Source organism: Pseudoalteromonas sp. JC3, from assembly GCF_030291895.1.
GTDB lineage: Bacteria > Pseudomonadota > Gammaproteobacteria > Enterobacterales > Alteromonadaceae > Pseudoalteromonas.
This window is the reverse complement of record NZ_CP127856.1, coordinates 924,967-939,398: the sequence shown is the minus strand read 5'-3', so window position 1 is coordinate 939,398 and position 14,432 is coordinate 924,967. Positions and strand designations below refer to the sequence as shown.

Sequence of the window (14,432 nt, the reverse complement as noted above, 5' to 3'; positions counted from 1 at the left end):
ATAACAACATAACGCTTTGCCATTGGTGCTTTTGACTTAGATAAGCCTTGAATATTCCTCACGTTTTACTTGAAACAAATGCAACTTAGACATTTAGCAGTCTAGACTTTCGGATTTCCAAAGAGTTTTACTCTACAATTGCTCATATTTTCTGCATATGCGACTCAATAAGCGGCATCTATTTTTGTAACTCATGAATCAGACTCATGTTTTATGTGAAATAAAACCGTTTTTCTTCATCTTGTGATCCACGTATAAATCTTACATCACTTAATGTTCGGCACTCTCACTGCGTCCCCGTGGATATCTGTTTATCGCAGTGAAACGTAATTACCGAGCGCGTTAGCATTAGAATTGGATACCTGAAGAACATGAATAACGAGTTTACTTTCACTATTAAGAGCATTCGTCTTGACGAGAATTACCATCCGTCAAACAGCACGCGGATCACCACCAACTTTGCTAACTTAGCAAGAGGCGAAAGCCGCCAGCAAAACTTACGCAATGCCTTAAAGATGATTGATAATCGCTTTAACGCATTGGCTAGCTGGGATAACCCAAAAGGCGACCGTTATTCTGTTGAGCTTGAGATAGTCTCGGTTGATATGGATATTGCAGGCAGTGGGCAAACTTTCCCGTCAATTGAAGTGTTAAAAACCAATATTGTTGACCACAAAACCAATGAACGCATTGAGGGAATTGTTGGTAACAACTTCTCATCTTACGTACGTGACTACGACTTTAGCGTGCTATTACTTGATCATAATAAAGATCAACCTAAATTCAGCATCCCAGCTAACTTTGGCGACTTACATGGTAAGCTATTTAAATACTTTGTCGATTCAGAAGCTTACAAGAGTCACTTTAGTAAGCCACCGGTGATTTGCCTAAGTGTATCTGATAACAAAACCTATCACCGCACTGAAAATCAGCACCCTGTGCTTGGCTTTGAATATCAGCCAAATGAGTCATCATTAACTGAGCAATATTTCAAAAAGATGGGCTTACAGGTGCGCTACTTTATGCCACCAAATAGCGTTGCACCTTTGGCTTTTTACTTCTTTGGTGACTTACTGAATGACTACACCAATCTGGAGTTGATCAGCACCATCAGCACCATGGAAACATTCCAAAAGATCTACCGCCCTGAGATTTACAACGCCAATGCGGTTGCAGGCAAGTGCTATCAGCCAAACTTGAAAAACCTAGATCATTCATTAACGCAGATTGTTTATGACCGCGAAGAGCGCAGCCAGTTGGCGATTGCACAAGGTCGATTTGCCGAAGAGCATTTCATCAAGCCTTACCAAACCGTACTTGAGCAGTGGTCTGCAAATTACGCTTTATAATCAACGGGAATATGGAACAGCATTTATTATGAAAACACTATTACCAACGTCTACTGCTGGCAGTTTACCTAAGCCCGCTTGGCTTGCTCAGCCAGAAACCCTATGGTCACCTTGGAAACTAGAGGGCGACGAGCTTATTGATGGCAAAAACGATGCGCTACGTATTGCTTTGCAAGAGCAACAACTTGCAGGGATTGATATCGTGAGTGACGGCGAACAAACCCGTCAACACTTTGTAACCACTTTTATTGAACACCTAAGCGGTGTGGACTTTGAGAAGCGTCAAACCGTAAAAATTCGCGACCGCTATGATGCCAGCGTTCCAACCGTGGTGGGCCCTGTATCTCGCCAAAAGCCGGTTTTTGTTGAAGATGCCAAGTTTTTACGCGGCCAAACAGACAAACCTATCAAATGGGCATTGCCAGGTCCGATGACGATGATAGATACGCTGTATGATGACCACTACAAAAGCCGTGAAAAGCTAGCGTGGGAATTTGCTAAGATCCTTAATCAAGAAGCCAAAGAGCTGGAAGCCGCTGGAGTCGATATCATTCAATTCGACGAACCGGCGTTTAATGTCTTTTTTGATGAGGTCAACGACTGGGGCATTGCGGCGCTTGAACGTGCTATTGAAGGACTCAAATGCGAAACCGCAGTGCATATCTGTTACGGTTACGGCATTAAAGCTAACACCGATTGGAAAAAGACCTTAGGATCAGAATGGCGTCAATATGAAGAGGCATTTCCTAAGCTACAAAAATCCAATATCGATATCATCTCTTTAGAGTGCCATAACTCTCACGTGCCAATCGACTTGTTAGCGTTGATCCGTGGTAAAAAAGTGATGGTTGGTGCGATTGATGTTGCAACCAACACCATCGAAACGCCAGAAGAAGTTGCCAACACACTACGCAAAGCGCTTGAGTTTGTTGACGCCGACAAACTCTACCCATGCACTAACTGCGGTATGGCACCACTTTCTCGTGAAGTGGCAAGAGGTAAGCTCGCTGCATTGAGCGCAGGGGCTGAACTTGTGCGCCAAGAGCTATTAGCCAAAAAATCAGCTTGATAAATACTGAATTAACAATAGTTTTAGCTGCTAAATAAAACCTAAATTATGTGCCGCCTTCAAGGAATGATAGGTGGTGCGGCTTTACAACCTTAATCAGTGTTCAGTACGACGGTTTATTACTTAAACTCACCAGGTAACTTCTACTCGCTCTTGTTATCATTGGAGCATCCATATAATTTATTCTCTAATTTATAAGTTAAACCATCAAGCCTAATGCAACCAAGAAATAAGGTTTATACTTGCTAAACAGGTGTTAGTATCTACAAGCTAATGACACAATAAGGATATCATTTGTATGAAAACTATTGCACTCCTATTGCTTTTACTCTGTGTACATAACGCCCAGAGTAAAGCGCGGGATCTAGATACCGAAAGAAATTTGTATGTTCAAACTACAACTCTAAAAGCACTTAGTCTGGATGACGTACAAAAAAGTACATTACGTGCCATAATCCAGAACGCAGAACTAGACAAAAGAATAGATGCTGAATACGAGGATGGTGCTAAATACGCTATCGGAGATACAAGCCGGTCAATCCCCTACACGGGCAATGAAATACTTCACATAACAATAAATAATGAAATGAATTCTGAGAGCTTCACCTTAAAACCAACTTATTTAGCCTATGGTAGTGATTTAATTTTAAGGTCAATCAGTTTTGAATCACAAGAGAAAAGAGCCAGAACCAAAGCCAGACTAATCTTATTTTTGGAAGATGGCGGGAAATCTGCACCCACTCAACTCTATTATGAGCTTGTTATTAAAACGGAAGGAAAAGAAATATACATGGAGCTCTCAAAAGATTGGCAAATCATTAAAGCAATTGAAACAAAACAAAAAAGACGTCCGTTTTTGGGCAATGACGTAATGGAAGTAAGTGGCTTCTTACCCGACCAAGCTCAGGAGATAATACGATAATCTTAAGTAGCTTACCGTTAATTAACGGCTGGGAAGTAAAGGTGCTATATAAACCCAGAAAGAGCATTTGAAACTCTAAAGGGCAAGAAATATTCTCATTGCTTACGAACATCTACTAAAAATATTATCAATTTTCATTTGCTTTCATACACTTAATAAATCCGCTATTTCCCCCTTCACCTAACACACTTTTTTGACTTGAAAAGTACGGATAAAATGGCCTTCTCATAAGTCAGTTTGTTTTCAATCTGAAATTTAGATAAAAGAGAAGCTAACTCATTATTTTTAAAGTTAGCCTCAAATCACCTCCTTGTCTCACTAAAAAGCACCCACCAAAGATTATCTCATCAGGTAAAATCCCATGTAATCAAGGCGATTATATCTATTTGATCCTATACTCACATTGGCGCTTGTGCGTTTGTAAAACAGACAAAGTAACTGGATTGCTATAAGCGCACATTTATTTAATTATTTATGGCTTTTTATCGTTTTACTTAGAATAAGCAACTCGAGAAGGTAGACTACGATGGCGCGGTTCCAGATCCCCAGCGAACAAATCGGATCAATTCCTCGAAACCCCTGTTTAATAAGCGCTTACAGGGACTATAAGCAAGGAAAGATAAGTTACGCAGTTTTAAACGAAATTGCAGAGCGTGAAACACAACAAGTGATAAAAGAGCTCGAAGCGATTGGTTGTCAGATCGTCAGTGATGGCGAGCAAAGAAAGTTTGATGGTTTTGCTCACTATTGCTTACACGATTCACCTTGCTACTCAGATCAGGGCTTGCTCGTTGATTTTAACGATGGTCACTCTCGGGTCTTTGCGCCACACCTTAAAGTACCGCCATTTCGCTATCAACATACGGCGGATGAATTTCTCGCTTTCGCACTCAAACACGCAACTGTGCCCGTCAAACAAGCCGTTATTTCTCCTTCAATGTTGAGCTTAGTTTATCCATCTCACGGGATTGAAAATTACGATCACGAAAGTTTTATCAGTGATTTGATAACTGAGCATGTTGGCGAAGTAAAACGCTGCTTAGCACTGGGTGCACACAAAGTACAAATTGACTTTACAGAAGCGAGGCTGTCTTTAAAACTAGACCCGTCAGGTCAGACCCTCAAGTCCTTTGTTGAGTTAATCAATAAATGTCTCGCCCAATTTAGTGATAGCGAAAGGCAACGAATTGGTATTCATACCTGTCCGGGTGCTGATATTGATGCAACCCATAGCGCCGACATTGACTATAAATATCTGCTGCCTACGCTTTTCGACATTAATGCAGGAAGCTTCTACGTTGCACTTAGAGGTGAAGAGAACCCCAAGAAAACCCTGAAGCTGATAGGCAGCATCCTCAAGCCCTTCCAACGTGTATTTATTGGCGTGATTAACCCGAACAGTAGTGAAATTGAGAGCCCAAGATCCGTACGAGATCTCGTGTTACTGGCGAGTGAATTTATTCCTATTCCACAGCTAGGCACTTGTGATGATTGTGGTTTTTCGCCATTCGCCGATGATAGTTCAACAACCAGAGAAATCGTATATGAAAAAATAAAATCGCGACTAGTCGGCACACAAATGGCCGAAGAAGCACTCAATACACGTGCGCAGAAAAATTGAATTAGCCAATGGGTTATGCATGAGCGAAGTATTTCCACCTAAATCAGATGACGCAGATCTAATTGCTAAACTTGAAGATGAAGTTCTGGCATTAGAAATAGAAAACCACAAGCTGCAACAAAGGTTACGTGAGAACGAATACGATAGAAAAGCTCTGCTGGATATTCAAAAGCTTGCTAATGTCGGTACGTGGCGGCTTAACCACCTAACATACAGCGTTAAAATGAGCGATAAACTTGCTGCCATGCTCGGTATTGATGGCGAAGCCATTACACAGTGGGACGACTTTATCAATGCACTAGATCCAAGCGCCGAGCTAGCAATAAAACAGCAGCTCCACAATGTTTTTGTTCACGGTGGAAGCACCACATTTGAGCATGTTGTAACTAGAGCTGACGGCTCCACACTTTATGTAAGACACCACTGTGAAACGCTACTAAACGGCATTGGCCAACCACTTAATTCAATTGGCCTGATGCTGGATGTCACACAAGATAAAGTCAAGGCCGTGCAATTGGAAGTGCTATCGAATAAGGATGAACTAACCAATTTATACAATCGTAGAAAAATGAATCAGGCACTACACGAGGAAACGACAGAGTGCTTAACTAAAGGCCTTCCCCTTAGCACGATTATTCTAGACTTAGATCTATTTAAACAAGTGAACGATAGGTTTGGCCACCATATCGGCGATGAAGTGTTGGTGCTCGTGTCGCAGGAAATTCAAAATAGTCTAAGGTCAACGGACATCGCATCTCGTTGGGGAGGTGAAGAGTTTCTTATCTTGTGCCCCAACACCTATCTCAACGATGCACAGAAAGTAGCAGAGCGGATCCGTAAAGCGATTGAAGCCATTCAATTATCCTGCCCACACAAGATCACAGCCAGTTTTGGCGTAGGCAGTTTACAAGATGGTCAAGACCTATCTGAGATGCTAAAGCGAGTTGACTCAGCCCTATACCAAGCGAAAAAAGCAGGTAGAAACTGCATACGAGTAGAGCCTGAATAGCGCAAATGCATACTTAATACGGTTATTGACACTATTTAACCTGAGGTTTGGATATTATCGTGAAAAATCCTTATGTTAGGTACGTCACTCATATGACAGTTTTACGTTATTGTTGCGTCATGATCAGAGCGCCACGTAGATCATACCAAAATCAAGTTAATGAACGACGGATAATTCACAGGTACGCATTGTATCCAGCAGAACTATTCTTTGTCTCTCGTAAACAACCTTCTTACACTCCCCTTCATTTGATACACCGAGTTTTTATTTCATTCTATCGCGTATTAGGTGACATTGAATTACACCTGAATAACTATGAAGCCCACATAAAAATTATATTGAAGGTGGCGATATGCCTTTTGAATTGAAACGGACGCTTATTTGCACTTTACTGGCTTGCGCTGCATTGCCAGCACTAGCACAAACTGAGGTGGGATTACAGGCTAAAGACATTTTTGAACTGGAATATGCAAACGACCCACAAATATCCCCAGATGGTACTCAAGTTGTCTATGTGCGTAACAATAATGACGTGATGAAAGATGCTAAGCGACAAAACCTGTGGCTGGTCGATACGAAATCAGGCGCACAATCACCACTCTTCTCTGATGAAAACAATTACAGTCAACCTCGCTGGTCGCCGGATGGTAGCAAAATCGCCTTTGTGAGCAATGTATCTGGCAGCACACAAATTCATGTGCATTATCTTGCTCAAAACCGTACGGCACTACTTACACAGTTGCAATCTGGGATCAGTGGCTTAACTTGGTCACCAGATGGCAAATGGCTGGCTTTTAGCCAAAAGGTTGCTGAAAAGCCAGCAGTCATTGCCAAGATGCCAGAAAAACCAAAAGGCGCGAAGTGGTCCGACTCTGCCATTGTTATCGACAAAGCCTACTACCAAGCAGATGGCCGAGGCCTTATCAAACCGGGCTATCGCCAGATCTTCGTGTTACCGAGTGAAGGCGGCACGCCACGCCAATTAACCTCTGGTAATTATCACCATAGTGGGAAACTCGCGTGGCGAGCAGATGCTAAGGCCATTGTATTTTCAGCAAACCGTATTGCAGACTGGGAATACAAGCGCCTAGAAGGCGACTTATTCGAAGTTGATTTTAACCGTAATATCACCCAGCTTACGTCGGCTCCTGGTCGTGAGTACGCACCTAGTTTTTCCGAAAATGGTAAACAGCTGGCTTATCTTAGTGCATCGAATGCGCTAAACCCTTACCGTAATAGCAAGCTGAATATCATGGATTGGCAGGACAAAACCTCCCACATGATTGCCAAAGACTTCGACCGCTCAATCCAAAACCCAACTTGGATTAGCAGTGATAGACTGGCGATGACGTACGATGACCACGGCAAGCGAAAGCTCGCGAGCATCACCACAAAAGGCAAAATTACCGACATCACAGATACGCTCTCAGGCACAACCCTTGGTCGCCCTTATCTAAGCGGTGAATTTAGTGCTAACTTTGATGGAGAAATTGCCTTTACTCAGGGTTCGAGTGAGCGCCCTGCTGACATCGCAATCACGACAAGAAAAGGCAAAGTAGCGCAATTAACCCGCCTTAACGAAGACCTACTTGCACATAAAACCCTTGGTAAAGTGCATGAGATCACGTATAGCTCGTCGTTCGACGGGGAGAAAATTCAGGGCTGGTATATTACGCCACCAAATTTTGACCCAAACAAAAAATATCCATTACTACTAGAAATTCACGGTGGTCCACACTTAGCCTACGGCCCCCATTTCTCAGCAGAATTACAGCGTTATGCCGCCGAAGGTTATGTGGTATTTTACGACAATCACAGAGGCAGCAGCTCTTACGGCGAGCGCTTTGCGATGTTGCTCAAGTACAAATACAGCTCGAAAGAAGACTTTGCCGATCATAACTCAGGGGTAGACGCTATGCTTGAGAAAGGCTTTATCGACAAAGATAATCTGTTTATTGCTGGCGGCTCTGCAGGTGGTATCGCAACAGCCTACGCAATTGGCTTAACTAACCGTTTCAACGCTGCTGTTGTCGTAAAGCCTGTGATCAACTGGCTGAGTAAAGTACTTACCGCTGACAGTGGCCTTGGTCAAATTCCAACGCAATTCCCAGGTATGCCATGGGAGCATATGGAACACTATTGGCAACGCTCACCGCTTTCGCTCGTTGGCAACGTAACCACCCCAACCATGCTAATGACGGGTGAAGAAGACTTGCGCACGCCAATGGCCGAAACCGAACAGTTCTACCAAGCACTTAAGCTGCGTAAAATTGATTCTGTACTGGTCAAAATTCCAGGTGCGCCACATGGAATTGCAGGCCGTCCTTCTCGGATGATCAGTAAGATTGAACATACCCTAGCTTGGTTTGAAAAATATAAGAAGTAAACGTCATTTGCTTATTTCGATAACCTGGCTTGAGGTCTACAGGCCACATTACTCATGTGTCCTGTAGACCCCTCCCTCTGAAAAATGACACTATTTTAGAGAGACATAAAAGCACTTAGTCTCATCTTGTATGCTTGCTCCGCATAAAATTAATGTGGTGCGTGTCTTTGTTATTTTCTTTTGTTATTTTTCTATCACTTTATATACCCATAGCGCTCAGCAGGATGATGTGTCCATGCTGTGCGCAACCATGAGTGGTTTTACCTACACCAAACATGCTCATGAATAGTATTCAGTAGAAGATTGCTTGATAATTGGGGGTGGGGTGGTGTTCGAGCTTTAAAACCATTTGAATTAGAAAGCTAGTAAATTATATTACAATGTATAATAATATTAGCCCAAAACCTCGCAACTAGCAGAAATTTAATTTATATAAAAAATAAATAAAAAAGGATTAAGAGTGGAAGTCATAAAAAACGCTCCAATTAGTAAATCTGTTGGGTGGATACTATTAGCTAGTTGTCTTGAACGGTTAGCTTATTATGGGGTGAGAGCCTTCATTGTTCTGTTTTTAATGGACCAAAATGGTGGGGCTGGTTGGGACCAATCTAAGACGCTTGATTTTTACGGTCAGTTCACTATGTACGTTTATCTGGCAACATTTATTGGAGGTCTTTTATCAGATTTTTTGTTAGGAGCGTTTAAGTCTACCTTATTGGGCATTTTATTAATGTTTTTTGGATATTTAAGTTTAGGATTCGTAGAGAGCCAACACCTTTTATATTCGGCTGGATTGATTGCGTTAGGCTCTGGATTCTTCAATCCTAACATTCCAACAATAATAGCCCACCAATTGAAAAAAATGCCGAGCAAACTCGATAGCGTTTTTACAGGACAATATCTGGTGATAAATCTGGGCGCATTTATAGGGCCCATGACAATAGGTATTTTGGTTGAAAACGTGAGTTGGTCAGTAGCCTTCATAATGGCTGCGGCAGTTAGCGCGCTTGTATTTATCATCATGTATAGTCAGCGTTCAGCAGTGCCACGGCAAAGCCATAAAGCAAATGTAGCCACCCAAAATCAAGGCAGTAACTTTTTTAGTGGAGTTGGCTTAGTAATTGTCATTTTCTTATTGTCGACTTTATTTTGGTCTTATTTTGAAATTGGTGGCGGAAATCTATATCAAGCATTTCCTCAGATAATGAGTGGGTTGGGTTTTTCGATAAATGCTAAGACAGTTATCGCTACTTGTGTTGTATGTTTTACTTTGTGGTGGTTTTTTAAAGTCAGCTCTTGGTATAAGGTCGCACTTGGTTTTATTATATTTTCATTAAGTTGGCATCTACTTAATTACAGCATTACAAAAAATTCAAGTGTAAAAGACTTCATCATTTTTGTGATGATACTTCAAGCTATTGCGGAGGTATTTTGCTCGGCAATATTTATGTCAATTATTGCTAAACATGGATTCAAGCCATTACTAAGTACAAGCTATGCCATATTTTTCTTTGCTACTTCGCTAGCTAGTTACTTTGCAGGTCAATATAGTGATTCATACTCTACTTTTGCACCGTTTGGTTGGGTATGTTTGATTGTTGGAGGTGTTTTGGTAACACTTCAATTATCATATAATAAATATGTGACTATGCAGTCCCAAGTAGAATAATGGCGGACACCCACGACAAACTTTAACCGTTTTTTCTCTTTCTTTGAGGTGGGTGTCTTAATCTTCTTTGGTCTACTATCGTTCTTTACTTTTTAGCGTGCTTGCACCCGATACCGAACCTTATTGCTCGTTCCAACATTATTCGTTAATTGTAATATGCCTTTTGTTATACCAGTTGGTATAGTAAATGTAAGACTAGATGGTGTATGAGTTGAAGGAACAAGTGTTTTATTTCCCATTATGATGCGGGTTTTATCATCAAACCCCACTCCCTTAAGCTCATATTGCTCACCTTCTTGAACTTTGATTGAGGCATATCCAAATATTAACGGTGAACCCGCTTTGTATGGGCTTAATCGCACTTCATTAGAACGCTTATTTCGAGTGTAAATAAATGCCTTATATTTGCGAAATGGTAGATTGAGCTCAAAGATTAGCTCTGAGTTAGTGTGCGATGTTGGCGCGATATTATAAATTTCTTCACCGTTATAGATAACCACTTTTGGGTTCTCCAGCCCGGCAAAGTCATCACCAGTAAATACAACACTATCGCCGATACGATAAATTCGAGGTAATGAATAGCCATTGTAATAACCGGCTTGAGAGGATATTTGTACACTCGGTGAATCGCTTAATCTAAAGCCTCGCACTCGCTCATACGGCTCGGCGTCATAAATATCTAACACTTTGTCGCCATCATTATCGAGATCGATAAAATCCTCAACCCCGTCTTTGTCAGAGTCTTCCGGCCATCCTTTCGCGTTGAGTTTTTCGTCGGCATCCGCTATGCCGTCATTATCAGAATCAAGATCCAAAAAGTTTAATTTATCATCTTGATCTGCATTTCCTGAGCCTTCGCGCTCATCACTAATGCCGTCGCCATCACTGTCTAAGTCTAATAAGTTAATTACCCCGTTATTGTCCTCATCGAGTGTAGCACCTTGCTTTACATAATATTCATAGAAGTCATGGATAGAGTCTCTATCGGTATCAATACGAGTTGGTTCAACTCCAATTGCATATTCTGCATGATCATCAATACCGTCGGTGTCCTTATCTTTAAATACGTAAATTTCATAGGAATAGTCCGGCGCGCCACCCGAAAAATCATCAATGACGCTCAAATTGAATTTTCCGTCATGGGGTATTTTAGTCAGGATATGCGCCATTTTGAGTGCGCTATGGGTATGGATCTGCGATGAGTTGATCACAAAACCACCTTGCTCGGAAAAATACACTTTAGGCTTAAAATTATCGGAGCTATAGGTAATGCGAGCTGAGATATAGTCGCCCTTGTTTGCACCAAATTGGTACAAATCACCATTATCACCCGCATTTGAAATAACCCCTTTTACTTTAAACGGAAGTTGATGCGCAACTTTTACCGCATTGCTGGGGTTATCATTAGGTTCAATCTCGACAATTTCGGGATAACGAGCGCGTTGACTGTCAAATGGAAACTCATCATGCTCGTCTAACACACCATCACCATCTTCATCTTTGTTCTGCCAAGTTCCCTTAGCTGGGTCGAACGAACCATTATGTGGAGTTGCAAACACAATTGTACTAACCAGTGCAAGTGCCAATAAAATGCATCGTGATGTCATAAACAATCCTTATTAATGTTGTTTTTTTATTAAAGTCTTTCAAATTTTTCACACTGCGACCCGCTTCATACTTGTACTCTTTCACTAATTATTTTGAATACATTACACTGGGTGTCTTCGTTTTTTGCTTGTTACTTTCAGCACTCAACTCCCACCCCGCTCTACGCTAAAACTGACTTTTGCACCACCGCTTGAGTTATTGCCTAGTTTGAGTTGTCCACCGTGGTTTTCAATAATAATGCGAGAGAGCATAAGGCCTATGCCGTTGCCATCAGCTTTGGTGGTGTAAAATGCTTCAGCAGCTTCGTTTAGATTGGAAAAACCGGGGCCAGTATCTGTGACCGTAAACGCTAACTTGTATGCATCGGGGATGATGTTGAGTGTGACTTCTGGCGAAGGTGTGCACGCTTCTTGGGCATTGTTAATAAGATGGCAAAGCACCTGTTTGATTTGACTCGTATCAAAAAAACCGAGCAGGTCCGCTGTGCTTTCTACCTTTAGCTGAGGGTAGATACTTTGTAGCTGAGTGCAAAACTCACTGAGTGCAACAATCTGCTTATGCGCAGGAGGTAATTTGGCAAGTGAGGCATAGTTGCCCATAAAAGATTTAAGGTAATTGGCGCGCTCGTTGATGAGTGACAGCCCACTAGTAAACCTTTCTAAATCTAACTCACGGTCTAGGCGCTTGGTTAGGCTGCGAGCTATCGTACCAATCGGCGCTATGGTGTTATTGATCTCGTGACTTAAAATACGGACAAACCGCTGTAAGGCGTCTTTTTCTTGTTGATATAAAATACTATCGAGCTGTTTTAAAACCAGTAAAGTGTGAGGTTTATTGGCAATGTAGCAGCTGTCGTGTTCAAGCAAAAAAGCATGCTCGGTACCATCAAGCATCACCGTAACCTTTCCTTGTTTTTGCTGAGTTTGTAATGACTGAAACCAGCGCCAGGCATCGTCTTTGTAACAGTCAAAAAAGGTGCGCTCAGCGTAGCTGTTGGCAAATGCAACGCTTTGTTTGTCAAACACGATAAGTGCACAATCAAGCTTTTCAATGATTTGCTTTAGCAGGTCGCTTTGCTCTGCCAGCGCTCGCTGATCGGCTTGCATGGTTTGTGCAAGCGCGTTTAAGTGTTCCACCGTTGAATATAATTGTGCGTCTTTGCCATGTGCCGCTCTTAGAGCATAATCGCCTTGGCGAAGCGATATCAACAAGGTATCAATGAGATTAATAGTGTTTTGTCTTGTAGAGCTATATTTATAAGTAAGCAGTGCAAAACACAGCGCAAATACCAAATCTAGCAATATAACGAGTGCAACCGGGTAATTGTGCACAAGGAGCAGAACGTTAGCAATAACGAGTAGTAATGCACTTAACAACCAGTGTCCAAATCGATAAAACAAGCTTGCTTATCTCCTACTCATATTTATCCATTTTGCGATACCACGCACTGCGCGATAGTCCCAAGCTCTTCGCCGCTTTTGATACATTACCACCGTGAAATTCCAGTCTTTTAAATAGTGCTTGCTCAATAATTTCATCCAGCGTTAAATCGTGATTTTCTGATGTGCTCACAGTAGCAGTATTCACCGATTGCAACGCTGAGTGCGGTGTGGGACTGAGCGCCAAATCGCTGGCAAATACTCGGGCGTTTGAACATGTAAATACCACGCGCTCCATCATATGTTTAAGCTCTCTTACATTGCCAGGAAAGTCATAAGCACTCAGTGCTTTAGCAGCACAAGGCATAATGATTGGTGGTGGTTTTTTGTAATCTTGACTAAAGCGCATTAAAAAACGCTCTGCTAATGGCAAGATATCCTCTGGGCACGCTCTTAAAGGCGGTATTTCTACTTCTATAGTATTTAATCGATAATATAAATCTTGGCGAAACTGGTTATTGGCAATCGCTTCATTGAGTTGGCAGTTGGTGGCAGAAATTATTCTCGCAGTATTATCCAAAACTTTGTGACTGCCAACCGCCGCGTACTTCCGCTCTTCTAGCACTTGAAGCAACTTTGCTTGAGATTGCAAAGATAAATTGGCAATTTCATCTAAAAACAACGAGCCATTACTTGCGAGTGTAAATGCACCCACTCGATCTGCTTTCGCATCAGTAAATGCCCCCTTTTTATGGCCAAATAACTCAGAGTTAAATAGCTCGTCGCTCACTGCCCCCATATTAATCGAAATAAAACTGCCACCAGCACGACTTGAATGCTCGTGTACATACTGTGCGTAATAGCTCTTTCCTGTGCCATTTTCACCGGTCAGCAAGATGTTCATATCGCTTTGTGCCAACTGGGTGAGCTGTGTCAGCACACGCTGTTTTTTCTCACTTTGCGTAACAAAGTTGATCGTTTGTTGGGGCTGTTTAAGGCGTTCGTTTTCAGCAGATAGCCGCGCTAAATGTTGTCTGTCAGCTCGCTTCTCGATTTGTACTTTGATGCTATGAGCAAGGCGCTCATCATCCCATGGCTTTTCAATGAAATCGGCCGCTCCTTGCTTTAGGGCAGTAACGGCAAGGTCTAATGTCGCCCAACCAGTCATCACCACAATGGGTAAAAGCGGATCTATTTGAATGAGCTTAGCAATCGCCGCCAACCCTTCTTTGCCACTGGTGGTGTCATGGGTAAAGTTCATATCCAATAGCACCAAGTCCACTTCCTGTGTACTGACATAATCAAATGCTGCCTCTGGTGTCACCACACCGTGACAGGCGTAGCCTTCATCCTCAAGTAAAAACTTCAGACTCGCCTGAATATCAAGCGAGTCGTCTACTATTAACACCTTTTTCAAATT

10 protein-coding genes are annotated in these 14,432 nt (G+C 42.1%); 7 read left to right on the top strand and 3 right to left on the bottom strand.

The window, feature by feature from the left end; genetic code table 11:
• Nucleotides 1-371 precede the first annotated feature (371 nt).
• The 7 genes from QSH61_RS22740 (at nucleotide 372) to QSH61_RS22710 (ending at nucleotide 10,025) form a co-directional block, all read left to right on the top strand.
• Nucleotides 372-1,349: a DUF1852 domain-containing protein gene (locus QSH61_RS22740; RefSeq protein WP_010603789.1), complete on the top strand. Its 978-nt coding sequence runs from the start codon at nucleotides 372-374 to the stop codon at nucleotides 1,347-1,349.
• A 28-nt stretch (nucleotides 1,350-1,377) separates the two neighbouring features.
• A complete protein-coding gene (locus QSH61_RS22735) occupies nucleotides 1,378-2,418 on the top strand; it encodes a methionine synthase (RefSeq protein WP_206472553.1) in 1,041 nt (346 codons plus the stop codon).
• A gap of 298 nt (nucleotides 2,419-2,716) precedes the next feature.
• Nucleotides 2,717-3,340 (top strand): hypothetical protein, encoded by a 624-nt coding sequence (locus tag QSH61_RS22730; RefSeq protein WP_206472555.1) that lies wholly within the window; start codon nucleotides 2,717-2,719, stop codon nucleotides 3,338-3,340.
• Nucleotides 3,341-3,866: 526 nt separating this feature from the next.
• The gene (locus tag QSH61_RS22725; protein WP_206472557.1) at nucleotides 3,867-4,961 is read left to right on the top strand and encodes a uroporphyrinogen decarboxylase/cobalamine-independent methonine synthase family protein; all 1,095 of its coding nucleotides are present in this window, start codon (nucleotides 3,867-3,869) and stop codon (nucleotides 4,959-4,961) included.
• Between the two features lie 19 nt (nucleotides 4,962-4,980).
• Nucleotides 4,981-5,970: a GGDEF domain-containing protein gene (locus QSH61_RS22720; protein ID WP_206472558.1), complete on the top strand. Its 990-nt coding sequence runs from the start codon at nucleotides 4,981-4,983 to the stop codon at nucleotides 5,968-5,970.
• 352 nt (nucleotides 5,971-6,322) lie between these two features.
• Nucleotides 6,323-8,356, top strand: coding sequence for a S9 family peptidase (locus QSH61_RS22715; RefSeq protein WP_174169561.1), 2,034 nt, complete (start codon nucleotides 6,323-6,325; stop codon nucleotides 8,354-8,356).
• Between the two features lie 460 nt (nucleotides 8,357-8,816).
• Entirely contained in the window at nucleotides 8,817-10,025 is a 1,209-nt protein-coding gene (locus tag QSH61_RS22710) for a POT-type proton-dependent oligopeptide transporter (RefSeq protein ID WP_206472560.1), read from the top strand.
• Nucleotides 10,026-10,117: 92 nt separating this feature from the next.
• Here the strand turns inward: QSH61_RS22710 and QSH61_RS22705 are convergent, their stop codons facing one another.
• From QSH61_RS22705 to QSH61_RS22695, 3 genes are all read right to left on the bottom strand, one after another.
• Nucleotides 10,118-11,632 carry a cell surface receptor IPT/TIG domain-containing protein gene (locus QSH61_RS22705; protein ID WP_206472562.1) on the bottom strand — a complete coding sequence of 505 codons (1,515 nt, stop codon included), beginning with the start codon at nucleotides 11,630-11,632 and terminating at the stop codon, nucleotides 10,118-10,120.
• Nucleotides 11,633-11,776: 144 nt separating this feature from the next.
• Nucleotides 11,777-13,033, bottom strand: a complete 1,257-nt coding sequence (locus QSH61_RS22700; RefSeq protein WP_206472564.1) for a sensor histidine kinase — start codon at nucleotides 13,031-13,033, stop codon at nucleotides 11,777-11,779.
• Between the two features lie 13 nt (nucleotides 13,034-13,046).
• Nucleotides 13,047-14,429 carry a sigma-54-dependent transcriptional regulator gene (locus QSH61_RS22695; RefSeq protein WP_206472566.1) on the bottom strand — a complete coding sequence of 461 codons (1,383 nt, stop codon included), beginning with the start codon at nucleotides 14,427-14,429 and terminating at the stop codon, nucleotides 13,047-13,049.
• Nucleotides 14,430-14,432 lie beyond the last annotated feature (3 nt).